The organism is Bacillus sp. SH5-2, assembly GCF_008368905.1.
In the GTDB taxonomy this organism is placed as follows: Bacteria; Bacillota; Bacilli; order Bacillales; family Bacillaceae_G; genus Bacillus_A; species Bacillus_A luti.
In genome coordinates, this window is sequence record NZ_QOSD01000025.1 from 175,346 (window position 1) to 197,845 (window position 22,500).

Sequence of the window (22,500 nt, forward strand, 5' to 3'; positions counted from 1 at the left end):
CAAAAATTCTATTTTTCAGTATTTAAAATGAATTTACCAACAATAGCTGCTACGATACCACCAAGAATTGGTGCTACGATGAATACCCATAGTTGAGAAAGTGCTTCTCCGCCAGCGAATAAAGCTGGTGCGATACTACGAGCTGGGTTAACAGACGTTCCAGTTAACGGAATACCTAATAAGTGAACTAACACTAATGTAAAACCAATTACTAATCCTGCTAGCGAAGAACTTCCTTTTTTACCTGTTACAGCAACGATCACTAATACGAATACGAAAGTTAAAATAAATTCAACTAGAAATGCTCCAGATAAACCAAGAGTTCCAAAACCGTTTTGTCCTAAATTATCTAAAGGTGTTTTAGCGGATTTTAAAATTGTTACTAACGTTGCAGTTCCTAATAAACCACCTAAAATTTGAGCTAATACATAATAACAAAGTTCCATAGCGTTCATTCTTTTGTTGATGAACATAGCTACTGATACTGCTGGGTTAATGTGACATCCAGAAATTGTTCCGATGCTATATGCCATAGCGACAATAGATAGACCGAAAGCCATAGCGATTCCTAGTGTTCCAATTCCTTCAATTCCGCCGCCAATGACAGCTACTCCAGTTCCGAATAATACTAGTACAAATGTACCAATAAATTCAGCGATTGCTTTTTTTAACATAATTTACCTCCTATTGTTGCGCATGAAACGTATTATAACATAGGTTTTAGTATAAACAGCCAATGAAATACTATTCTGATAAGGCGAAATAGGGGGACAATAAAAAAAGAGTATGGTTCTTTGTTATAGAACCATACTCTTTTTTATGCTGTTTTTTTCTGTTTAACGACTGGAACAGATCGGTTTAATACGCTATTTACAACCATTCCTAACATAATAATAATCATTCCAAGCAGGGAAAGCCCACCAGGAAATGAACCATTTAAGAAAACAATTTCACCAAGCACTGTAAAGACCATCGTTCCAGCCTGCGTTGCTTCAACAGCCCCAAGTAGAGCGAGGTTATCTTTGGCTAAGTCAGTAGCAAAGAAAAATGTCATCGTTGCAATAACGCCGGAACATAATGCTAACAAAAATCCTTGTAGCATTTGGCTTGATGTTGGAATACCAGTAGTAGAAAATCCGTATATCCCAAGTAAAATTGTAATAGGGAGACTTCCAATCGCCATTCCTAATACACGTTGGAACGTATCGAGACGTCCACCAACAAGTTCCATCATTTTTCGGTTGCCGAACGGATATAAGAAAGCAGCTAACACGACAGGTAAAAATCCTGAGATAAACTGAGTCATTGTAATGTGGCCTGCTGCAGTCGCTTGCATACAAATTACACCAAGTAAAATAAATAATGCTACATATAAACTACGAAGTGGAATTTTTCCGCGTACAAGCTTTGTTCCTGATTTCGTTTCTATTTTCACGAAAAATAGTGGTGATAGTAGTAAACCTGCTAATATCGTAACTTGCCAAGTTCCAGCAACGAGCCAAGCTGGTGAAAAGACAGCTGCGAAACTTAATAAAGAATAGAAACCAATACCTGCAACAGAACCCCATCCGATCCAAGCGAATGGATGTTTTTTTAACTCTTCCCATAAACTGTTAAAGTTTTTGCGAAATAAAACGATAAGGAATAAAATAGGGAGAGCAAATAAAAAGCGGAAGGAAGCTGTCCAAGCCCAGCTCGTTCCAGATACATTCATCGCTCTATTAATAATAAAGGTTGCAGAAAAAAAGGCCGATGATAAAAGTCCTAATAATATTGCGCGCATGAAGTATAACACTCCTTTTGGAATTAAATGATTATGTATAGTATAATATACTTTAATATTTTGAAAGTAAACTATTTTATACTTTTAAGGTGGTTTTATAGATGAAAGAACATGAAGATATGCAAACGAAAGAAGTCATTCAACAAGTAGGTCAGCTACTAAGACAAATTCGAAATGAACAAAAATTAAGTTTAGAAGAATTAGCCCAAAAAACAGGAGTTAGTAAATTAACATTAGGGAAAATTGAGAGAGGCGAAACGAATCCAACGTTAGCTGTCATTTGGAAAATAACGAAAGGGTTATCGATTCCTTTATCAAGGTTAATGGTTGTTGGAGAACCTGTAGCTGTTGCGCGCTGTGGAGAAGGATTTGCAGTAGATGTAGGACAAGCGTGGCATTTAGAAACAATGTTCCGTTACACGAAAGAAACAGGGATGGAAATGCATCGTGCTTGTTTAAGGGCGAACAGTGTATATGAGCCGGAAGCACATCATGAAGGGGCTATTGAACTTGTAACGGTAATGAAAGGGAAAGTTTTGATTCAAGTGGAGAATGATGTCTATGAGTTAAATGAGTTTGATTCCATTCAATTTGAAGCGAATAAGAAACATAGTTACCGAAATAATGAGGATGAAGTAGCGGTATTACATTTAACGATGAAGTATTCTTCATGAAAAAATCACCTATAGAAAAGAATTCTATAGGTGGTTTTTAAGTATATAAATGACGCCGCTAGTACGAACGTGGCATAAGTAATAAACAAATGAGATAGACTAAAAAACCTGTTCCAAAACATAGAACGGCAATGACCCAAAGTATGCGAATGAGAGTAGAACTAATATCAAAATATTCTCCTAAACCACCACATACACCAGATAACATTCTATCAGTCTCGGATTTACATAATCTTTTTGACATATTACGATCAACTCCTTTTTATATCAAACTACATATTTCTATTCTATATGGAAATTTATGAGAAGACTATGAGGTTGTATGACTTTTTTTTAGGTAGTGGTCATATTAATTGTCTTAATTTTCAGGTGATATTACAATTATAGAAAAAGGTAACTTCTAATAAAGGGTGGGGGAAATAGAGATGACAGTATACTGGTTGACTAATGTAACACTTGAATCGGGGTATACATATGAAGAGGGGAGAATCTCCAAAACAGAAACAGAGTTATGTAGTTTACTCATTGAAGATGGACAAATTAAAAAAATTATAGCAGGGGCTGTTCAAGAGGAAGGGGTACTAATTCTTGATGCGAATCGTTTATTGATTTTGCCCGCTTTCGAAGAGATGCATATTCACATTGATAAGACCTATTATAGTGGTCCTTGGAAAGCTTGTATGCCAGCAGAAAGTATTTTTACACGTTTTAATGAAGAAGAAAAAATTTTGCCAAAGCAATTAGAAACTGCTCAAAATAGGGCGGAAAATATGTTAGCGTTATTGCTTCGAAATGGTGCAACGAATATAAGAACGCATTGTAATATTGATCCGATTATTGGACTTGGTAATTTAGAGGTGACGTTAGCGGCGTTGGAAACATATAAAAATCAGGTTTCTGGTAGAATTGTTGCTTTTCCGCAACATGGATTATTGCGCAGTAATTCTGTGCAACTTGTGAAAGATGCGATGCGTATGGGTGCGCATCTAGTTGGTGGAGTGGATCCAGCTACAGTGGATAATGATATTGAAAAATCATTACATACAATTATGGATATCGCGGTAGAATTTAATGCGGATGTTGATATTCATCTACATGATGCGAACAATCTTGGAACATTTACGATGAAGAGATTGGCAAGTCTAACAGAAGAAGCTGGATGGCAAGGTCGCGTAACAATTAGTCATGCGCTTGGACTCGGTGGTGTTACGGATAAAGAAGCTGAAGAAGTGGCGGAAAGACTGGCTGCTTTAAACATTGATATTACTTCAACGGTGCCAATTGGGAAGCAAGTAATCCCAATTCCGTTATTAGATAAAAAGGGTGTGAAAGTTTCATTAGGAAATGATAGTATTACTGATCATTGGTCACCGTTTGGAACGGGTGATATGCTGCAAAAGGCAAATCGATTAGCGGAACGTTTTGGGTGGAGTGATGAAAGGTCTTTAGGAAAAGCACTTCGCTTTATTACGGGAGGAAAAGAAACGTTAAATAATGAAGGGGAGCGAGTATGGCCGAATGTAGGAGATGAGGCGAGTTTTGTTTTGACGAATGCAACATGTACTGCTGAAGCGGTGGCGCGTCAAACAGAGAAGCGTTTAGTCGCACATAAAGGAAATATTGTTGTTGGCAGTTTAAATGAAGTGGAATTAAATAATCTTGTGTAAAGGAATCGTTTAAATGTTTTGGGAAGGGTTCTAATTGTGAGTGTAGAACCCTTCTTTTTTATGCTTATAATATATTTCTTATAAGGAATATGGAAGGGATGAAAAAATTGGGCAATCAACATAATCAAAATCACATTATGGGAACTTTGCAATGGTTTATATTTTTATTAGCGAATTCAATCGCGCTACCAATTGTCGTTGGCGGATTATTTCATCTTACGACGGAAGAAATATTTTATTTAATGCAGCGTACGTTTTTTGTAGTTGGTATATCCTCTTTTTTACAAGGTTGGATTGGACATAGACTACCAATTGCGGATGGGCCAGCTGGATCTTGGGTTGGTGTATTTACTGTACTTGCCTATGCAACTGTCGGGCAGGATCAATTACATAGTACGTTGCAAATTTTAGAATTAGGAATGATAATTTCCGGTGTAATTTTAATAGGATTAGGAGTAAGTGGTTTTATAGGGCGTATTTTATTTTTATTTACGCCGCTTGTGACAGGGACGTTTTTACTTTTGTTATGTTTACAACTAAGTGGTGTATTTTTGAAAGGAATGCTAGGAATTACAGCCACTGTTTCTCAAGTCGATGGATTTACAGCAATAATCGCGTTTAGTATATTTTTGTTCGTTATTATACTATCTAATTTTGGGAAAGGTTTTGTTAAAAGTTATGCAGTTTTAATAGGATTAATTAGTGGGTGGATTATCTTTTTAATTGCAGGGAAAGTGACGATTCCGTCTCAAGTAACTCACTTTGTGCAATTTCCGCATATATTTGCTTGGGGACTTCCGAAATGGAATGCAGGGATGGCTGTATCAAGTTTCGTTATGGTATGTATTTTAGTTTCAAATACAGTAGCTGCTATTATAGCAATTAATCAAGCTACCATTCATAAAGCGACGATTGAACAAAAACAGTTGAGAGATGGTACGTGGGTTGGAGGGATTTCACATATCATTTCCTCTGTATTTTCAACTGTAGGTGTCGTTCCGTTACCAGCAACAGCAGGATTTATACGCCTAACAAAACAAAAATATATACGATCATTCTTAATGGCATGTGTACTACTAGTCGTTATGTCGCTTTTTCCAAGTATTATTCGTTACTTAGCGTCGTTACCATCCGCTGTTGCATCTGCAGTTTTAATGGCTTCATTCGTACAGCTAATTGGGATTGGGCTAAACAATATAAAACAAGTGGAGCTGAATGAAAGGAATGTAACAATTTTAGGAGTAGCGGTATTATTTGGCAGCGGTGTTATGTTTTTACCGTCTGGAGCACTCCAATCGTTACCGTCTGTTATGCAATATATATTCGGCAATGGTTTGTTCGTAGGTACAGTTGTAAGTATATTGCTAGAACAAATATGGCGTATTAAAAAGTAAGTGGATAAAACGAGTGCATGCACTGTATAAATGTCTAAAATAACATAAGAAATAAAGCCTATTTTCATTCACCACCTGCACATTTCGTTCATACAATATCTTGACTAAATAAACACCCAACTTACACATATACAGCTCTGGCTTAAGCAAGGAGGGTTATACCAGTTGAAGGAAAAAGCGTATCAATCTAAACCGTTACTCACAAAGAGAGAAAGAGAAGTATTTGAATTACTGGTTCAAGATAAAACAACGAAGGAAATTGCAGGTGAACTTTTTATCAGTGAAAAAACAGTTCGCAACCACATATCTAACGCAATGCAAAAGCTAGGGGTTAAAGGACGTTCACAGGCAGTTGTTGAGCTTCTTCGTATGGGAGAGCTCGAGTTATAAGAAGTAAGCCGACTTTTATACAAAGAGTCGGCTATTTTTCTGTTTGTTTCACGCTCTATATGAATGATAAGAATGTCTCATACATAAATAGGTAGTAAGGAGGGGATATGTTGAAAAGGATATTGTTAGTTTCAACAAGTGCTCACGATATGAATGGACACCCGACTGGTTTGTGGCTTGAAGAGTTAGCTGCTCCTTATAATTTGTTTAAAAAGGCTAAGTTTGATGTTGATATTGTGTCGATAAAAGGCGGGAGAGTACCTATTGATAGAGTATCTATTCCAAACGGTATACCCCGTGAATTTAAGCGTGTCGCGTCTTTATTACAAAATACGAATCCGATCTCTACTGTTCATTTTTTAGATTATGATGCGGTTTTATTTGGTGGTGGGCATGGGGCGATTGTAGATTTTCCAGGTAATCCGTATGTCGCGAATTTGATTATAAATATGTATAACAATAATCGGATTGTCGCGGCTGTTTGTCACGGAGTAAGTTCTTTAGTCGGTGTGAAAAATAAGGATGGCTCGTTTTTTAGTGGGGGTAAGCATATAACAGGTTATACAAATGATGAAGAAAAAGCTGTGCATTTAGAAAAGCGAGTTCCGTTTTTACTAGAAAGTAAATTGAAGGAAGAAGGAGCTTTCTTTTATGTTGCGCCTAAATTTACGCCGCATGTTGTAGTAGATGGGAATTTAATTACAGGGCAGAATCCGCAGTCTAGTGTGGAAATAGGTAAGGCTATAAAAAGAGCTGTAAATAAATTATCGTCGGTTTAATTTCTGCACATTTCTTCTTATTAATAGGAATGTCTTCTGTCCAAAGAAAGGAGGCGTAATAAATACGTACTTTATTATAGAAGAAACCGACTTTCATTTAGAAAGTTGGTTATTTTTCTGTCTTGCAAATTATGAAAAAAAGGAGCAAAATAAAAAAGGTCCTAGTCTATACAGGTACACATAAAAAATTTTCATACAGGAGCAATTTTAGTGAGCGAACTTAAATTGCGTAAAATATAATGATAAACATAAAATAAGATGATGAATGAGAAAACGGGTGATGAAGTTGAATAGAGCAATCGGTGTTATCGATTCAGGAGTTGGCGGTTTAACAGTAGCGAAGGAATTAATTCGTCAGTTGCCGAAAGAGCGTATTATATATTTAGGAGATACAGCACGTTGCCCGTATGGTCCACGTTCTCGAGAAGAAGTGCGTCAATTTACGTGGGAAATGACAGAGCATTTATTAGATTTAAATATTAAAATGCTAGTTATTGCGTGTAATACAGCAACTGCGGTTGTACTAGAAGAAATGCAGAAGCAATTACCAATTCCGGTAGTAGGAGTTATCCATCCGGGATCACGCACAGCTTTAAAAGTGACAAATACGTACCATGTTGGGATTATTGGAACGATTGGGACGGTGAAAAGTGGTGCGTACGAAGAGGCGTTAAAATCTATTAATAACCGTGTTATGGTAGAAAGTTTAGCGTGCCCGCCTTTCGTTGAGCTTGTGGAGAGTGGGAATTTCGAAAGTGAAATGGCGTATGAAGTTGTAAGAGAAACGTTGCAACCGCTGAAAAGCACTGATATTGATACGCTTATTTTAGGTTGTACACATTATCCAATTTTAGGCCCAGTTATTAAAAAAGTAATGGGAGATAAAGTGCAATTAATTAGTTCGGGTGATGAAACAGCGCGTGAAGTAAGTACGATCTTATACCACAGTAAAATGTTAAATGAGGGAGAAGAACAAAGTGATCACCTCTTCTTAACGACTGGTAAAATAGGCCTATTTAAAGAAATTGCATCAAAGTGGTTCGGTCAGCCAATTGAAAATGTGAAGCATATCAATTTAGAAACAGAATAATAGTAGACTCATATAAGTGAACTCCTGAGAAATCAGGAGTTTTTTATTTATAAGAAGCAAGGCTTGTTCTAAAATGTGAAACAGCTCGTATACATAATAGTACAAACTTAGCTTTTAGGGGGGAATGGCATGCCTAAATCCACTTTTAAATGGGTTGTTGGTGCTACTGTGAGCGCTGTTTTACTAACAGGGTGTGGCTTTATAAATCAGGAGAAAGCGACTGAACAAATCGATCCACCAAAACAAGTTACGTACACAGAGGGTGGAAAGAAAGAAACAGTTAAGAAAGATAAACAAGGGCAAACGGTGAAGAGGGAACTATACCTTGTTGATAAAAATGGTTATGTCGTACCACAAACGTTAGTGATACCGACTCCGAAAGCAAATGAGGTCATGCAGCAAACGTTGGAATATCTTGTGAAAGATGGACCGGTAACGGATTTGTTACCGAATGGATTCCGTGCGGTCATTCCAGCAAATACAATGATGACTTTGAATTTGAAAAAAGATGGGACGGCAGTCATTGATTTCTCTAACGAGATGAAAAACTACGCCAAAGAAGAAGAGCGTCAAATTATTGAGTCTATAGCGTGGACGTTGACGCAATTTAAAGAGGTAAAACAAGTGCAATTCCAAATAAATGGTGAAAAATTAGCAAGGATGCCTGTTGGTGGTACGCCGCTTGGTGAAGGGGTAAGCCGCGCGAATGGTATTAACTTTGATGATGAACAAGTAGCTGATGTAACAAATACAAAACCAGTCACATTGTATTTTATGGCGCAAAATAATAAACAGCAATATTATGTACCAGTTACGCGCCGCGTTGCAGAGGGGAAAGAAAACGATATTACGACAGTTGTAAATGAACTAGTAAAAGGCCCGAATCAAAATTCACTGTTGAGTGATTTTAATCCAGGGGTCAAACTCATTACGAATCCAAAATTGCAAGACGGGAATATTACGCTAAACTTTAATGAAAATATATTTGCGAATAAAGATAAAAGTAAGATTTCAAATTACGTATTGAAATCATTAGTTTTATCTTTAACGGAAAAACAAGGCGTGAAAAATGTTTCTATTCAAGTGAATGGGAAAGCGAATCTTATGGATGAGAAGGGTGAAAAGTTAACAAAACCTGTAGATCGTCCAGAAAACGTAAATACAGGTGGTTTTTAATCACGAATAATTTGATATACTTATGTAAGAAAGGGGAATTGCTTTTTGGGTTCTCCTTCTTTTATTGTATACATATCATACATTTAAATTTGGCTATACTAACGAGTAGTAGTTATGAGGAGGTTATTTTTATGCGAGTAGATGGTAGAGAGAAAACAGAATTACGCCATATACATATTCATACGAATTATTTAAAACATCCAGAAGGGTCAGTATTAATTGAAGTTGGGGATACAAAGGTAATTTGTTCAGCGACAATTGAAGAGCGTGTCCCACCGTTTATGCGTGGAGAAGGAAAGGGCTGGGTAACAGCTGAATACGCGATGATTCCACGTGCGACAGAACAACGTACAATCAGGGAGTCAAGTAAAGGGAAAGTAACAGGGCGTACAATGGAAATCCAGCGTTTAATTGGACGAGCATTACGTGCGGTAGTTGATTTAGAAGCACTTGGCGAGAGAACAGTTTGGATTGACTGTGATGTTATTCAAGCGGATGGCGGAACGAGAACAGCTTCTATTACAGGTGCATATGTAGCGATGGTATTAGCGTTTGAGAAGTTATTACAAGCAGAAAAAGTATCTAAAATTCCAGTGAAAGATTATTTAGCAGCAACATCAGTAGGGATTGTAGAAGAGCAAGGTGTTGTTTTAGATTTAAACTATGCAGAAGATTCTAAAGCAGACGTTGATATGAATGTAATTATGACTGGAAAAGGTCAGTTTGTTGAAGTACAAGGAACTGGAGAAGAAGCGACGTTTAGCAGAGCGCAGTTAAATGAATTACTTGATGCTGCGGAACAAGGGATTTTCCAACTGATTGATATGCAAAAAGAAGCGTTAGGTGACATCGTATCTCATATAGAGTAGAGGTGGAAAATATGAAACAAGTTGTTGTAGCGACAAAAAATATGGGGAAAGTACGTGAGTTTGCTGAGTTATTTGGACGATTTGATTTAGAAGTGAAATCATTACACGATTTCCCTCATATTGAAGAAGTTGAAGAAACTGGCGAAACATTTGAAGAAAATGCAATCTTAAAAGCAGATAGTCTAAGTAGACAGCTGGATGCAATCGTAATTGCGGATGATTCAGGTCTTATTGTAGATGCTTTAAACGGAAAACCAGGCGTGTATTCAGCTCGTTTTGCTGGAGAGCCGAAAGACGATCAAGCGAACATCGATAAAGTGTTACAAGAATTAAATGATGTCGATTTTGAAAAACGTAAAGCTCGTTTCTACTGTGCACTAGCAGTTGCATTCCCAGAAGCGGATAAAGAGCCAGTAATTGTGAATGGCACGTGTGAAGGGTTCATTTTAGAACAGCGCCGCGGGGAGAACGGTTTTGGATATGATCCAATCTTCTATGTGGAAGAATATAAAAAAGCGATGGCGGAACTAAGCTCAGATGAGAAAAACGCCATTAGTCACCGCGGGCGTGCTCTTCGTAAGTTAGAAGAAAAAATCCCGGAATGGTTTTTAGGAGAATAAGGGAGAGAGATTGATGAAAGCTTTAATCGTAAGCGATAGTCATAGCTCTGTGAAGGAATTACAGCAGTTAAAAGCGAAATATGAAGGGAAAGTAGATATCATGATTCATTGCGGTGATTCAGAGCTAACACCTGCTCATGAAGAACTGCAAGGTTTCCACGTTGTAAAAGGGAACTGTGATTATGCTAACTTTCAAGATGAAATTGTAACGGATGTAGATGGCATTCGTTTCGTAGTGGTGCATGGGCATCGTCATAACGTGAAAGTGACATTACAAACGTTAGCGTACCGTGCAGAAGAGGCAGGAGCGCAAGTTGCATGCTTCGGACACTCTCACGTATTAGGTGCGGAATTAATCGACGGCGTTTTATTTATTAATCCAGGCAGTATTTTATTGCCACGTCAGCGTGTAGAGAAGACATTTGCTTTATTAGAAATGAATGAAAATCAAATGGAAGTTCGTTTTGAAACATTAGACGGACAACTAGTTGAACAAGCAGTTTTTAAAAGAGGGTAAAAAAAATTATCCTCTTTTAAAAAAGGTGTTGACTTTATGAGTGGTTATACATATAATAAATATTGTCGATAGGGCAACGGCGCTAACGAAGAAGAAAAAATAATATATGCGGGTGTAGTTTAGTGGTAAAACAAGAGCCTTCCAAGCTCTGGTCGAGAGTTCGATTCTCTTCACCCGCTCCATGTCCCAGTAGCTCAGCCGGATAGAGCATACGCCTTCTAAGCGTACGGTCGGGAGTTCGAATCTCTCCTGGGACGCTAACAAAACCTTGTTATCTTTTGATAACAAGGTTTTTTGTTTATCTAAAAATTGATGTATGTGCAAGAGGTTCGAAATTTTTCCGCAGCTCTTTCTAGTTCGTTAGCTATTTTATCGAATTCTGTTAAAACAGTGAACATATCGACGCATATGTTATCAGCAACGAAGATTGGCACGATGTGGACGATCAAAAGAAAGTACGATTAATGGACTCGGCGGATCGAACGTTGCACAATCAATTCAAAGGATATGATATCGCCTATAATGCGATATTCGAATTCAGCGCATACTTAGTAATCGTTTATAATGATACAAACAAAATGCAGCGGCAAGGGATCGCATCGTTTAGCCTAACTGGCGTCAGCTCATTCGCATTCAAAGAAAATAATGTTCCTAGTGCGATAGGGCAGCCGTTATCAGAACTTATCCCTGGCAGTGTGTTACAATTAATTGAAGCGGAAAGCGAGGATCTCCAATTGACTGGACGTGTGATTGGACAGTTTAAGAAGGTTGTATAAAAAGGGAGATGGCGCAAAGATGGCGAGATCAAAAGAGAATGATTTAACGGAGAAATTGGCAGAAGGTCATCGGAAATATGGTGACGGCAACTTTACAGTACAGAACATCGGTGATGAAAATAACCCGAATTGGACTGTCGTGAAAAATGTCAGGAAGGGATCGGCAGGCATTCGCGAAGAGGAAGATAGATTAAGACTGCGATCAAAATATATAAAATAGTGCGGAAATGGGCGGGGATCACCTCGCCTTTCTTTTTTATATGAAATTATGTATTTATGTTTATTTCGCAATTTACGAAACATTATATATCGTAGGTAATTGATGTTCGGGAGTTCAAATCTTTCCTGGGATGCTAAGAAACCCTTGTTATCTTTTGATAACAAGGGTTTTGTTTAGTTATTAATAAACTTTTCAAAAACAAAACCATAATCTTTCACGTTATATTGCTTCTTCGTATCAACGAGCCAGTTAAAAGCGATCTCGTTTATCTCTTTAAATTGGTCTGCTAAATTTACTTGTGCGTTTGAAATACGGCTGAAAGCGTTAGATGCCATATCTAAACTTTTATGTGCATACTGCAATGTAATATCGTTATCGTATGAAATTTCTTCGATTTTAAGTAAAGCTTTATATAAATCTTTTAATTCTTCAATATGTTTTTTATGAACATCAATTGAGTAATGCTCATCTCCCATTTGAAACTTAATTTCTACATCCAAGTCAATCGTTCCGGCAGTTTCAAGTGCTACGTTTTTAATTGGATACTTACTATAGCTAAAGCGGCGTAGTGTACGTTTTTTACTTGTTGCGCTTGTACCGTCTAGGTGGATTAATCCTTTGTTTGTGAAGCAGTATTCATCTGATTTTGATTTAATTAGAAAATAAATTTTTTCGCCATCTTCATGCATTACATAATCATCAGCATCAACCTTATCGTAATCCTTCGGTGTAATGACAGAACCTACATCGCTTAACCCTAAAACATCTGCAGCCATTTTTTTAAACATGTATAATCCCCCTTGCAAATTAAATTCTTAATTGTACAAAAATATATTAACATGATTTTAAATCAATTTTTGAAATCTTACAATTCTGTAAGGTAACTGTAAGGTAGTTCGATGGTAACAAATTGCTAATCTTTTATAATAAAGGTAACAACGATAAAACGAGGAGGAAGAAATAATGAAAGGGTTAATCGTAACGGGCTTAACAGTAGCTTTTGGATTTGTAGCGTATGAGAAATTAACGTATGTAATTGATGTTGTAAAACATTTAGTAGCGTAGAAAAAACTGCCATGAGAGGGAAAGGGAATGAGTGAATGAATGGAATGGTTATTTGGAATTATAGGTACTTGTAGTGTAGTATTATTGTTCTTTGTCCCGAGTGGTATACTTAGTTCGACAACGAGTTTGTTCTTCTTAAGTTTGTTTGGTTGTACGATGCTTATTATTATGTTTTTAATGAAGCGAAGTAAACCAATCTTCTATTTTAGCATGATTGTTATGGCAATTATTGTTCTCCAAATTATTACCCTTGTTATATACCCCACTATTATAAAAGCTTTCCATTAATAATGGATCCTCTGCGCTTGTTGCTGAGGATTTTTATTTATATAATCTTGGTTTTTAATAAAGGTTTGTTCATGTTGAAATATAAAAATAGAATATTTTTATATTTCAAACAAATGTTTTCGGGATGTTGTGTTCTCATTACGCATTTGATATATTTACTTTGAACATAATTAAAACCAAGAAAAAGAGGCGGACGTATGGATAAAAAAGAAAATACGGTCGTATTGTTTCCTCAACTATCAAAGCGTTATATTGATGAAGGTTTTTTAGCGCTGAAAGAGCGGAAATTCGAAGATGCATTGCGCTGCTTTGAAATATTACGTCAGTATAATGCAGAAACGGAACAAACGGAATTAGCTTCGGTTATTTGTTTATTAGAATTAAAACGTATGGAAGAAGCGAAAGAAAAATGTGAACAGTTACTTGAAACAGGAGCTGTACTATTTGGTGATATTCTTGAAACATATGTGACTATTTTAGTTCAAACAAATGATTATGAAGGTGTTATTGAAACTGTTGAAAAAGTTTTGCAAACGAAAGATATAATGCCGGAGCAAAAAGAAAAATTAGCGCAGCTCGCTTTATTTGCAGAAGGAATGCTAAATGAGGAAGATGCGTCATTAGTGGATTCTAATTTTGATTTGGATGAGTTTACTAATGAGATTTTTGGTGAAAACTTCGGGCAAAAGCTAAGGGCGATTCAGCAACTTTCGTTAAAAGACTTGGATCTTGCATTACCTGTCTTAAAGAAATTTTTAATAGACGGACAACAGCACCCTTATTTGAAAACTTCTATTTTATATAAAATGATAGAAAATCAAATAGAAGAAGAGATAGAAGTAGAAAAGTTTGGAAATACGATTAAGGTGATTCCAGCATTTACAGGTCATAATGAGGAGCAATCCGATAACATTATACATATATTATCAGGCCGATTAGAGCAAAATTATCCGGATATATTTGATGCGATGGTTACATATTGGAAAGAACTACAAATTGGAGTTTTCCCATTCGCTCTATTAATGGATAAAGTAGAAATCTGGGCTGCTGTTTTAGAGAGAATTGGAAGAAAGCGTTTCGGATTGGCTATTGATGAAGAAGAGCTTATGACAGCGTACAATATTGAATTAGAAGAGTTTCATATTGCCTATCAATGGTTATTACGTGTTGAAAGAGAAGGATATTTGCCCGTATAATTATGAAAAAGAATTGTTCAGTTCTTGAAACGAGCATATTCTATGTTATAATGTAAGGGTTGCAAAAGGCAGAAATCTGCCTGTTTGTAAGAGAAGAGAAGTGTAATTCTCTTACTTAATATGTTTCATATTATTCTCGAACAAAATATACCGTAATTGTCTTTTAGACAATTAATAGATTGGAACATTATATCTGAAAGCTTTTGCTAGAGGATTATTTGTGCATTTGTTATTTCAAAAAAGAGATAATGAAGGTCTTAATCTATAGAGGTATGTGCATACATTATTATAGTTGGAGGGAAAGAATAAATGTCTACAAAATGGGAAAAATTAGAAGGTAACGTTGGCGTTTTAACAATCGAAGTTGATGCTAAAGAAGTAAACAACTCTATCGACGCTGCATTCAAAAAAGTAGTAAAAACAATTAATGTACCAGGTTTCCGTAAAGGAAAAATGCCTCGTCCATTATTCGAACAACGCTTTGGTATCGAATCTTTATACCAAGATGCTTTAGATATCATCTTACCAAAAGCATACGGTGAAGCAATCGATGAAGCTGGTATTTTCCCAGTTGCTCATCCTGAAATCGACATCGAGAAGTTCGAAAAAAATGCTAACCTTATCTTCACTGCAAAAGTTACAGTGAAACCTGAAGTTAAATTAGGTGAGTACAAAGGTTTAGCAGTAGAAAAAGTTGAAACAACTGTAACTGACGAAGATGTAGAGAACGAATTAAAAGCTTTACAAGAGCGTCAAGCTGAACTAGTTGTTAAAGAAGAAGGAACTGTTGAAAACGGTGATACAGCTGTAATCGACTTCGAAGGTTTCGTTGATGGCGAAGCATTTGAAGGCGGAAAAGGCGAAAACTACTCTCTTGCAATCGGTTCTGGTACATTCATCCCAGGTTTCGAAGAGCAAGTAATTGGTCTTAAATCTGGTGAGTCTAAAGACGTTGAAGTATCATTCCCAGAAGAGTACCATGCTGCTGAATTAGCTGGCAAACCAGCAACATTCAAAGTAACAATTCACGAAATCAAAACAAAAGAACTTCCTGAGTTAAACGACGAGTTCGCTAAAGAAGCAGACGAAGCGGTTGCAACTCTTGATGAATTAAAAGCGAAACTTCGCACAAACTTAGAAGAAGGCAAAAAGCACGAAGCTGAGCACAAAGTACGTGACGAAGTAGTAGAATTAGCTGCTGCTAACGCTGAAATCGACATTCCAGAAGCTATGATCGACACTGAGTTAGATCGTATGGTTCGTGAATTCGAGCAACGTTTAAGCCAACAAGGTATGAACCTTGAGCTTTACTACCAATTCACAGGTACTGACGCTGACAAGTTAAAAGAGCAAATGAAAGAAGACGCTCAAAAACGCGTAAGAATCAACCTTGTTCTTGAAGCTATCATTGAAGCTGAAAACATCGAAGTTACTGAAGAAGAAGTAACTGCAGAAGTTGAAAAAATGGCTGAAATGTACGGTATGCCAGTAGACGCTATCAAGCAAGCTCTTGGAAGCGTAGACGCTTTAGCTGAAGATCTTAAAGTGCGCAAAGCTGTAGACTTCTTAGTAGACAACGCTGCATAATAAAATAACAAGGCGCGATTTTAATCGTGCCTTGTTTTATAAATATAGAAATATATTTATAAAACTTTTCGATGAAGAAGGAAAAGTTCCTTTGTAAGTCGAATATACATATTTCAAAAGTTTTAAAAACTTTTTATTTGTACATAACTAGTCATATTATTTGTATTTCTCGCCACGTAGTGACATAATATGTATTTACATACGATACATTTATCGTGTACATACGAAGGCAAGAGGTTAGCACTTTGTAAGGGGTGTGAAAATATGTTTAAATTTAATGATGAAAAAGGGCAATTAAAATGTTCTTTCTGTGGTAAAACACAAACGCAAGTTCGAAAGTTAGTTGCAGGTCCAGGTGTTTACATTTGTGACGAGTGTATCGAACTTTGTACTGAAATTGTACAAGAGGAGCTTGCGAAGGACGAAGAAGTAGAATTCAAAGATGTACCGAAACCGGTAGAAATTCGTGAAATCTTAGATGAGTATGTCATCGGACAAGATAACGCGAAAAAAGCACTAGCGGTAGCGGTATATAACCATTACAAACGCATTAATTCTAACAGCAAAATTGATGATGTAGAATTAGCGAAGAGTAATATCGCACTTATCGGGCCAACAGGTAGTGGTAAAACATTATTGGCACAAACGTTAGCGCGTATTTTAAATGTTCCATTTGCAATCGCGGACGCAACATCTTTAACAGAAGCTGGATACGTTGGAGAAGATGTAGAAAACATCTTACTAAAACTAATCCAAGCAGCTGATTATGATGTAGAGAAAGCGGAAAAAGGAATCATTTATATTGATGAGATTGATAAAGTGGCACGTAAGTCCGAAAATCCATCAATTACACGTGATGTATCTGGTGAAGGTGTGCAGCAGGCACTTCTGAAAATTTTAGAAGGTACTGTAGCAAGCGTTCCACCTCAAGGTGGTCGTAAGCATCCGCATCAAGAGTTTATTCAAATTGATACAACGAACATCTTATTCATTTGTGGTGGAGCGTTTGATGGCATCGAGCCAATTATTAAACGTCGCCTTGGTGAAAAAGTAATTGGATTCGGTTCTGAGAAGAAAAATGCTGATGTAAATGAAAAGCATGTTTTATCTCACGTATTACCAGAGGACCTTTTAAGATTTGGTTTAATTCCAGAGTTTATTGGTCGTCTTCCAGTTATTGCGAACCTAGAGCCACTTGATGAAGATGCTCTTGTTGATATTTTAACGAAACCGAAAAATGCACTTGTTAAGCAATTCCAAAAATTATTGGAGCTTGACGATGTTGAGTTAGAGTTTGAAGAAGGTGCACTAATCGAAATTGCGAAGAAAGCAATTGAACGTAAAACAGGTGCTCGTGGACTTCGTTCTATTATTGAAGGCTTAATGCTTGATGTAATGTTCGAACTTCCATCTCGCAAAGATATCGAGAAGTGTGTTCTTACAAAAGAAACAGTAGCTGATAATGCAGCACCAAAATTGGTGTTACAAGACGGTACTGTACTTGACACAAAAACATCTGCATAATACAAAGGAGAAACAGCAATTTTTATAATTGCTGTTTTTCTTTATGTTTAGCTACGTTCCTCCGCGGAAATACTAAGAGATAAAACATTGCGGGAGGAAATAAATGATGAGCTGGACAAATATATTTTTAGTTGTTCAACTTGTTTTTGGGGTAATTGTCGGATTGTATTTTTGGCATTTACTTCGAAATCAGCGAACACAAAAAGTTTCAATTGATCGAGAATCGAAAAAAGAATTGGAGCAGCTTCGTAAAATGCGTGAGATTTCTTTAACAGAGCCGCTTGCAGAAAAGGTACGTCCTACATCCTTTTTAGATATTGTAGGGCAAGAGGACGGGATTAAGTCGTTAAAAGCGGCTCTATGTGGTCCGAACCCGCAACATGTAATTATATATGGCCCGCCAGGTGTCGGAAAGACAGCGGCAGCACGCCTTGTATTAGAAGAGGCGAAAAGAAATCCGAAATCTCCATTTCGTACGAATGCAACGTTTATTGAACTCGATGCGACGACAGCGAGGTTTGATGAACGTGGTATTGCAGATCCTTTAATTGGCTCGGTGCATGATCCGATTTATCAAGGTGCGGGTGCGATGGGGCAAGCTGGTATTCCGCAACCGAAAAAAGGCGCTGTAACAGATGCACACGGTGGTATTTTGTTCATTGATGAGATTGGTGAACTGCATCCAATTCAAATGAACAAAATGTTAAAGGTGTTAGAAGATCGGAAAGTATTTTTAGAAAGTGCGTATTATAGTGAAGAGAATACGATGATTCCAACATATATACATGATATTTTTCAAAAGGGTTTACCGGCAGATTTTCGCTTAGTCGGTGCGACGACACGTTCACCAGAGGAAATTCCACCTGCCATTCGTTCGCGTTGTTTAGAAGTGTTTTTCCGTGAGTTAGATACAGAGGAAATTCAGAAAGTAGCGAAGAATGCAGCTGAAAAAGTGGAAATGCAAATAGGTGAAAATGGTATTGAAATGATTGGAATGTATGCAAGAAATGGACGAGAAGCGATTAATCTTGTGCAAATTTCTGCTGGAATGGCGATAAATGAAGAACGTTCTTTCATTAAAGATGAAGATATAGAATGGGTTGTTCATTCTAGTCAACTTACACCGAAATATGAAAAACATATTTATCCGATTCCAAGGATTGGTCTTGTAAATGGACTTGCTGTATATGGTCCGAATACGGGCGCATTATTAGAAATTGAAGTAACAGCAATCAAGGCGAAAGATAAAGGATCGGTAAATGTTACCGGAATTGTAGAAGAGGAAAGTATTGGTAGTCAAACAAAATCGATTCGCCGTAAAAGTATGGCGAAAGGTTCTGTAGACAATGTATTAACAGTACTTCGTTCTCTAGATGTGTTGCCAGAAGGGTACGATATACATATTAATTTTCCAGGCGGTATCCCAATTGATGGCCCTTCGGCAGGGATCGCTATGGCAACTGGTGTATATTCAGCGGTGCATCGTACGTATGTGAATAATGAAGTAGCGATGACAGGTGAGATAAGTATACACGGAGAAGTGAAGCCGATTGGTGGTGTGTACGCAAAAATAAAAGCTGCGAAAAAAGCCGGGGCTAAGAAAGTCATCATCCCTGCTGAAAACATGCAACCACTTTTGTATACAATAAAAGGAATTGAAATCATTCCTGTTCGTAAGTTAAAAGAAGTATTTGAGCTAACGTTTATGCAGGAAAATATGCATCGTGAGCTGGATGTACATACTGCTGTAGACGAAACAGATGCACAATCAATGTGAGGGTGGACGATAATAAAATTTGCAAGACTTCGTTTAAGTTTGTATGCTTAAGCGGAGTCTTTTTTCGTTGCATAAGGGAGAAAAAAACAAGGGATTTACAATTGCGGAGAATCTCTGCAATTGCATCTAGTTGTATTGTAATATAAAATAGTTGAACAGGAGTTTAATTTATTATGGAGGTGCTATGTCTAGTATGAATACGAATGAAAAAATCGTACCCCTCCTACCATTAAGAGGCGTTCTCGTATATCCAACGATGGTTCTGCATCTTGATGTAGGACGTGATAAATCGATACAAGCACTAGAGCAGGCGGCAATGGATGAAAATATCATCTTTTTAGCGATGCAAAAAGAAATGAATATCGATGATCCGAAAGAAGATGACATATATAGTGTAGGTACAGTTGCGAAAGTGAAGCAAATGTTAAAATTGCCGAACGGTACGCTTCGTGTCCTTGTAGAAGGTTTACATAGAGCAGAAGTAGTAGAGTTTATTGAAGAAGAGAATTTTGTACAAGTTTCCATTCAAACGGTAACTGAAGAAGTGGAAGATGATCTAGAAGAGAAAGCTCTTATGCGTACGTTACTGGAGCATTTTGAACAATATATTAAAGTTTCGAAAAAAGTTTCAAATGAAACATTTGCAACGGTAGCTGATGTAGAAGAACCAGGAAGACTAGCTGATTTAATTGCTTCTCACTTGCCGATTAAAACGAAGCAGAAACAAGAGATTTTAGAGATTGTATCTGTGAAAGAACGATTACATACACTGATTTCAATTATTCAAGATGAACAAGAGTTACTTAGTTTAGAAAAGAAAATTGGACAAAAAGTGAAACGTTCAATGGAGCGCACGCAAAAAGAATACTTCTTACGTGAGCAAATGAAGGCAATTCAAACTGAACTTGGCGATAAAGAAGGTAAGGGCGGAGAAGTTGAAGAGCTTCGTGAGAAAATTGAACAGTCAGGAATGCCTGAAGAAACAACGAAGGCTGCACTGAAAGAATTAGATCGTTATGAAAAGTTACCAGCGAGTTCAGCGGAGAGCGGCGTTATTCGCAATTACATTGATTGGTTATTAGCACTTCCGTGGACAGAAGCAACAGAAGATATGATTGATCTTACTCATTCTGAAGAGATTTTAAACAAAGATCATTACGGTCTTGAAAAAGTGAAAGAGCGTGTACTTGAATATTTAGCTGTACAGAAGTTAACGAATTCATTAAAAGGACCTATCCTTTGCTTAGTTGGACCTCCTGGGGTCGGAAAAACTTCGTTAGCGCGTTCGATCGCAACGTCATTGAATCGTAACTTTGTCCGTGTATCTCTTGGTGGTATACGTGATGAATCTGAAATTCGTGGTCATCGCCGTACGTATGTTGGAGCGATGCCAGGGCGTATTATTCAAGGTATGAAAAAGGCGAAAACAGTTAATCCAGTCTTCTTATTAGATGAGATTGATAAAATGTCTAACGATTTCAGAGGAGATCCATCAGCTGCATTACTTGAAGTATTAGATCCAGAACAAAACCATAACTTCAGTGATCATTACATTGAAGAACCATATGATTTATCGAAAGTTATGTTTGTAGCAACTGCGAATACACTTTCAAGTATTCCTGGTCCATTACTTGACCGCATGGAAATTATTTCGATTGCTGGCTATACAGAACTTGAAAAAGTTCATATTGCTCGTGAGCACTTATTGCCGAAACAATTAAAAGAGCATGGCTTACGAAAAGGTAATTTACAAGTACGTGATGAAGCACTTCTTGAAATTATTCGTTATTATACACGTGAGGCTGGTGTTCGTACGCTAGAGCGCCAAATCGCAAAAGTTTGCCGTAAAGCAGCGAAAATCATCGTTACAGCAGAACGTAAACGTATCGTTGTAACAGAGAAAAATATTGTAGATTTACTTGGTAAACATATATTCCGTTATGGGCAAGCAGAGAAAACAGACCAAGTCGGAATGGCAACTGGGTTAGCATATACAGCAGCTGGTGGCGATACACTTGCAATTGAAGTATCTGTAGCACCAGGTAAAGGGAAATTAATTTTAACAGGGAAACTGGGGGATGTTATGAAAGAATCCGCACAAGCAGCGTTTAGCTATATTCGCTCTCGTGCAGAAGAGCTTCAGATTGATCCGAATTTCCATGAGAAAAATGATATTCATATTCATGTTCCAGAAGGAGCAGTTCCAAAAGATGGACCGTCAGCAGGTATTACGATGGCGACAGCACTTATTTCTGCACTAACAGGTATTCCTGTAAGTAAAGAAGTGGGTATGACAGGTGAAATTACACTTCGTGGTCGTGTATTACCAATTGGTGGTTTAAAAGAAAAAACATTAAGTGCTCACCGCGCAGGCTTAACAAAAATTATTTTGCCAGCAGAAAACGAGAAAGATTTAGATGATATTCCAGAGAGCGTAAAAGAAAACCTTACGTTTGTGCTTGCATCTCATTTAGATGAAGTATTGGAGCACGCATTAGTAGGAGTGAAACAATGAAAGTAACAAAAGCAGATATTGTAATTAGTGCGGTTAGACCAGAACAATATCCAGACAGTGATTTACCAGAAATTGCATTAGCAGGTCGTTCAAATGTCGGGAAGTCTTCCTTTATTAATAAAATTTTAAATCGTAAAAAGTTAGTGCGTATTTCTTCTAAACCAGGGAAAACGCAAACGCTGAACTTTTTCTTAATCAATGAAATGATGCATTTTGTTGACGTTCCAGGTTATGGATATGCGAAAGTATCTAAATCAGAGCGCGCAGCATGGGGCAAAATGATTGAAACGTACTTTACAACACGTGAGCAATTAGACGCAGCTGTATTAGTAGTTGATCTACGTCACAAACCAACAAGCGATGACGTGATGATGTATGATTTCTTAAAGCATTATGAAATCCCAACAATTATTATTGCGACGAAAGCCGATAAAATCCCGAAAGGGAAATGGCAAAAGCATTTAAAAGTTGTAAAAGAAACGCTTGCTGTTGAAATTGGCGATGAAATCGTTCTATTCTCTTCTGAAACAGGACTTGGAAAAGAAGAAGCGTGGAAGGCAATTCATAAAATGACAAAAACAAAAAACGCGTGA

Annotated in this window: 24 protein-coding genes and 2 tRNA genes; 22 read left to right on the plus strand and 4 right to left on the minus strand. The window is 37.2% G+C overall.

Translation table 11 applies throughout. The annotated features are described in order from the left end of the window. Positions 1-8 precede the first annotated feature (8 nt). Both DN410_RS22430 and DN410_RS22435 read right to left on the minus strand, forming a co-directional pair. Positions 9-674, minus strand: coding sequence for an MIP/aquaporin family protein (locus DN410_RS22430; RefSeq protein WP_060632441.1), 666 nt, complete (start codon positions 672-674; stop codon positions 9-11). Between the two features lie 143 nt (positions 675-817). Next, complete coding sequence (locus DN410_RS22435) at positions 818-1,783, minus strand: DMT family transporter (protein WP_149178106.1); 966 nt, start codon at positions 1,781-1,783, stop codon at positions 818-820. A 101-nt stretch (positions 1,784-1,884) separates the two neighbouring features. Between DN410_RS22435 and DN410_RS22440 the strand changes: the two genes are divergently transcribed. After that, the gene (locus DN410_RS22440; protein ID WP_149178107.1) at positions 1,885-2,457 is read left to right on the plus strand and encodes a helix-turn-helix domain-containing protein; all 573 of its coding nucleotides are present in this window, start codon (positions 1,885-1,887) and stop codon (positions 2,455-2,457) included. A 58-nt stretch (positions 2,458-2,515) separates the two neighbouring features. Here DN410_RS22440 and DN410_RS22445 read toward each other — a convergent pair whose 3' ends face one another. After that, positions 2,516-2,701, minus strand: coding sequence for a PspC domain-containing protein (locus DN410_RS22445; protein WP_149178108.1), 186 nt, complete (start codon positions 2,699-2,701; stop codon positions 2,516-2,518). Positions 2,702-2,882: 181 nt separating this feature from the next. Between DN410_RS22445 and DN410_RS22450 the strand changes: the two genes are divergently transcribed. The 14 genes from DN410_RS22450 (at position 2,883) to DN410_RS22515 (ending at position 11,955) form a co-directional block, all read left to right on the plus strand. Next, positions 2,883-4,124: an amidohydrolase family protein gene (locus DN410_RS22450; RefSeq protein WP_149178109.1), complete on the plus strand. Its 1,242-nt coding sequence runs from the start codon at positions 2,883-2,885 to the stop codon at positions 4,122-4,124. A gap of 98 nt (positions 4,125-4,222) precedes the next feature. Further along, complete coding sequence (locus DN410_RS22455) at positions 4,223-5,518, plus strand: purine/pyrimidine permease (protein WP_149178110.1); 1,296 nt, start codon at positions 4,223-4,225, stop codon at positions 5,516-5,518. Positions 5,519-5,683: 165 nt separating this feature from the next. Continuing rightward, the gene (gene gerE / locus DN410_RS22460) at positions 5,684-5,908 is read left to right on the plus strand and encodes a spore germination transcription factor GerE (RefSeq protein ID WP_000659484.1); all 225 of its coding nucleotides are present in this window, start codon (positions 5,684-5,686) and stop codon (positions 5,906-5,908) included. A 107-nt stretch (positions 5,909-6,015) separates the two neighbouring features. Then, positions 6,016-6,687 (plus strand): type 1 glutamine amidotransferase domain-containing protein, encoded by a 672-nt coding sequence (locus DN410_RS22465; RefSeq protein WP_149178111.1) that lies wholly within the window; start codon positions 6,016-6,018, stop codon positions 6,685-6,687. A gap of 265 nt (positions 6,688-6,952) precedes the next feature. Continuing rightward, positions 6,953-7,777: a glutamate racemase gene (racE, locus tag DN410_RS22470; protein WP_370456828.1), complete on the plus strand. Its 825-nt coding sequence runs from the start codon at positions 6,953-6,955 to the stop codon at positions 7,775-7,777. Between the two features lie 129 nt (positions 7,778-7,906). Continuing rightward, positions 7,907-8,953, plus strand: coding sequence for a GerMN domain-containing protein (locus DN410_RS22475; RefSeq protein ID WP_149178112.1), 1,047 nt, complete (start codon positions 7,907-7,909; stop codon positions 8,951-8,953). A 131-nt stretch (positions 8,954-9,084) separates the two neighbouring features. After that, positions 9,085-9,822 (plus strand): ribonuclease PH, encoded by a 738-nt coding sequence (rph, locus tag DN410_RS22480; protein WP_001261765.1) that lies wholly within the window; start codon positions 9,085-9,087, stop codon positions 9,820-9,822. 11 nt (positions 9,823-9,833) lie between these two features. Further along, entirely contained in the window at positions 9,834-10,442 is a 609-nt protein-coding gene (locus tag DN410_RS22485; RefSeq protein ID WP_149178113.1) for an XTP/dITP diphosphatase, read from the plus strand. Positions 10,443-10,455: 13 nt separating this feature from the next. After that, a complete protein-coding gene (locus DN410_RS22490) occupies positions 10,456-10,959 on the plus strand; it encodes a metallophosphoesterase (protein WP_149178114.1) in 504 nt (167 codons plus the stop codon). A 108-nt stretch (positions 10,960-11,067) separates the two neighbouring features. After that, positions 11,068-11,141: transfer RNA gene (locus DN410_RS22495), tRNA-Gly, on the plus strand. 1 nt (position 11,142) lies between these two features. After that, positions 11,143-11,216, plus strand: a tRNA-Arg gene (locus DN410_RS22500). 55 nt (positions 11,217-11,271) lie between these two features. Then, positions 11,272-11,424 (plus strand): hypothetical protein, encoded by a 153-nt coding sequence (locus DN410_RS28205; protein ID WP_218947479.1) that lies wholly within the window; start codon positions 11,272-11,274, stop codon positions 11,422-11,424. Further along, positions 11,397-11,735: a hypothetical protein gene (locus tag DN410_RS22510; protein WP_255446802.1), complete on the plus strand. Its 339-nt coding sequence runs from the start codon at positions 11,397-11,399 to the stop codon at positions 11,733-11,735. The genes DN410_RS28205 and DN410_RS22510 overlap by 28 nt, the downstream gene beginning before the upstream one ends. Positions 11,736-11,754: 19 nt before the next feature. Beyond that, a complete protein-coding gene (locus tag DN410_RS22515) occupies positions 11,755-11,955 on the plus strand; it encodes a cytoplasmic protein (protein WP_149178115.1) in 201 nt (66 codons plus the stop codon). Between the two features lie 173 nt (positions 11,956-12,128). Here DN410_RS22515 and DN410_RS22520 read toward each other — a convergent pair whose 3' ends face one another. Next, a complete protein-coding gene (locus DN410_RS22520) occupies positions 12,129-12,743 on the minus strand; it encodes a PH domain-containing protein (protein ID WP_000473865.1) in 615 nt (204 codons plus the stop codon). Between the two features lie 316 nt (positions 12,744-13,059). On the opposite strand from DN410_RS22520, the gene DN410_RS22525 reads away from it, so the two are divergent. From DN410_RS22525 to ysxC, 7 genes are all read left to right on the plus strand, one after another. Then, positions 13,060-13,308 (plus strand): hypothetical protein, encoded by a 249-nt coding sequence (locus DN410_RS22525; protein WP_071713332.1) that lies wholly within the window; start codon positions 13,060-13,062, stop codon positions 13,306-13,308. A 197-nt stretch (positions 13,309-13,505) separates the two neighbouring features. Next, entirely contained in the window at positions 13,506-14,504 is a 999-nt protein-coding gene (locus tag DN410_RS22530) for a hypothetical protein (RefSeq protein ID WP_149178116.1), read from the plus strand. A 309-nt stretch (positions 14,505-14,813) separates the two neighbouring features. Then, entirely contained in the window at positions 14,814-16,091 is a 1,278-nt protein-coding gene (gene tig / locus DN410_RS22535) for a trigger factor (RefSeq protein WP_149178117.1), read from the plus strand. 264 nt (positions 16,092-16,355) lie between these two features. Beyond that, positions 16,356-17,615, plus strand: a complete 1,260-nt coding sequence (gene clpX, locus DN410_RS22540; RefSeq protein WP_000472280.1) for an ATP-dependent protease ATP-binding subunit ClpX — start codon at positions 16,356-16,358, stop codon at positions 17,613-17,615. 106 nt (positions 17,616-17,721) lie between these two features. Next, positions 17,722-19,392 carry an ATP-dependent protease LonB gene (lonB, locus tag DN410_RS22545; RefSeq protein ID WP_149178158.1) on the plus strand — a complete coding sequence of 557 codons (1,671 nt, stop codon included), beginning with the start codon at positions 17,722-17,724 and terminating at the stop codon, positions 19,390-19,392. 184 nt (positions 19,393-19,576) lie between these two features. Next, positions 19,577-21,907: an endopeptidase La gene (gene lon / locus DN410_RS22550; RefSeq protein ID WP_149178118.1), complete on the plus strand. Its 2,331-nt coding sequence runs from the start codon at positions 19,577-19,579 to the stop codon at positions 21,905-21,907. Beyond that, a complete protein-coding gene (gene ysxC / locus DN410_RS22555; protein ID WP_149178119.1) occupies positions 21,904-22,500 on the plus strand; it encodes a ribosome biogenesis GTP-binding protein YsxC in 597 nt (198 codons plus the stop codon). The genes lon and ysxC overlap by 4 nt, the downstream gene beginning before the upstream one ends.

Bases quoted from the DNA above. Each gene is read 5' to 3' on its own strand.
- DN410_RS22430 (WP_060632441.1), bottom strand. From the start codon at position 674: ATGTTAAAAAAAGCAATCGCTGAATTTATTGGTACATTTGTACTAGTA.
- DN410_RS22435 (WP_149178106.1), bottom strand. From the start codon at position 1,783: ATGCGCGCAATATTATTAGGACTTTTATCATCGGCCTTTTTTTCTGCA.
- DN410_RS22440 (WP_149178107.1), top strand. From the start codon at position 1,885: ATGAAAGAACATGAAGATATGCAAACGAAAGAAGTCATTCAACAAGTA.
- DN410_RS22445 (WP_149178108.1), bottom strand. From the start codon at position 2,701: ATGTCAAAAAGATTATGTAAATCCGAGACTGATAGAATGTTATCTGGT.
- DN410_RS22450 (WP_149178109.1), top strand. From the start codon at position 2,883: ATGACAGTATACTGGTTGACTAATGTAACACTTGAATCGGGGTATACA.
- DN410_RS22455 (WP_149178110.1), top strand. From the start codon at position 4,223: ATGAAAAAATTGGGCAATCAACATAATCAAAATCACATTATGGGAACT.
- DN410_RS22465 (WP_149178111.1), top strand. From the start codon at position 6,016: ATGTTGAAAAGGATATTGTTAGTTTCAACAAGTGCTCACGATATGAAT.
- racE (WP_370456828.1), top strand. From the start codon at position 6,953: ATGAGAAAACGGGTGATGAAGTTGAATAGAGCAATCGGTGTTATCGAT.
- DN410_RS22475 (WP_149178112.1), top strand. From the start codon at position 7,907: ATGCCTAAATCCACTTTTAAATGGGTTGTTGGTGCTACTGTGAGCGCT.
- rph (WP_001261765.1), top strand. From the start codon at position 9,085: ATGCGAGTAGATGGTAGAGAGAAAACAGAATTACGCCATATACATATT.
- DN410_RS22485 (WP_149178113.1), top strand. From the start codon at position 9,834: ATGAAACAAGTTGTTGTAGCGACAAAAAATATGGGGAAAGTACGTGAG.
- DN410_RS22490 (WP_149178114.1), top strand. From the start codon at position 10,456: ATGAAAGCTTTAATCGTAAGCGATAGTCATAGCTCTGTGAAGGAATTA.
- DN410_RS28205 (WP_218947479.1), top strand. From the start codon at position 11,272: ATGTATGTGCAAGAGGTTCGAAATTTTTCCGCAGCTCTTTCTAGTTCG.
- DN410_RS22515 (WP_149178115.1), top strand. From the start codon at position 11,755: ATGGCGAGATCAAAAGAGAATGATTTAACGGAGAAATTGGCAGAAGGT.
- DN410_RS22520 (WP_000473865.1), bottom strand. From the start codon at position 12,743: ATGTTTAAAAAAATGGCTGCAGATGTTTTAGGGTTAAGCGATGTAGGT.
- DN410_RS22525 (WP_071713332.1), top strand. From the start codon at position 13,060: ATGGAATGGTTATTTGGAATTATAGGTACTTGTAGTGTAGTATTATTG.
- DN410_RS22530 (WP_149178116.1), top strand. From the start codon at position 13,506: ATGGATAAAAAAGAAAATACGGTCGTATTGTTTCCTCAACTATCAAAG.
- tig (WP_149178117.1), top strand. From the start codon at position 14,814: ATGTCTACAAAATGGGAAAAATTAGAAGGTAACGTTGGCGTTTTAACA.
- clpX (WP_000472280.1), top strand. From the start codon at position 16,356: ATGTTTAAATTTAATGATGAAAAAGGGCAATTAAAATGTTCTTTCTGT.
- lonB (WP_149178158.1), top strand. From the start codon at position 17,722: ATGAGCTGGACAAATATATTTTTAGTTGTTCAACTTGTTTTTGGGGTA.
- lon (WP_149178118.1), top strand. From the start codon at position 19,577: ATGTCTAGTATGAATACGAATGAAAAAATCGTACCCCTCCTACCATTA.
- ysxC (WP_149178119.1), top strand. From the start codon at position 21,904: ATGAAAGTAACAAAAGCAGATATTGTAATTAGTGCGGTTAGACCAGAA.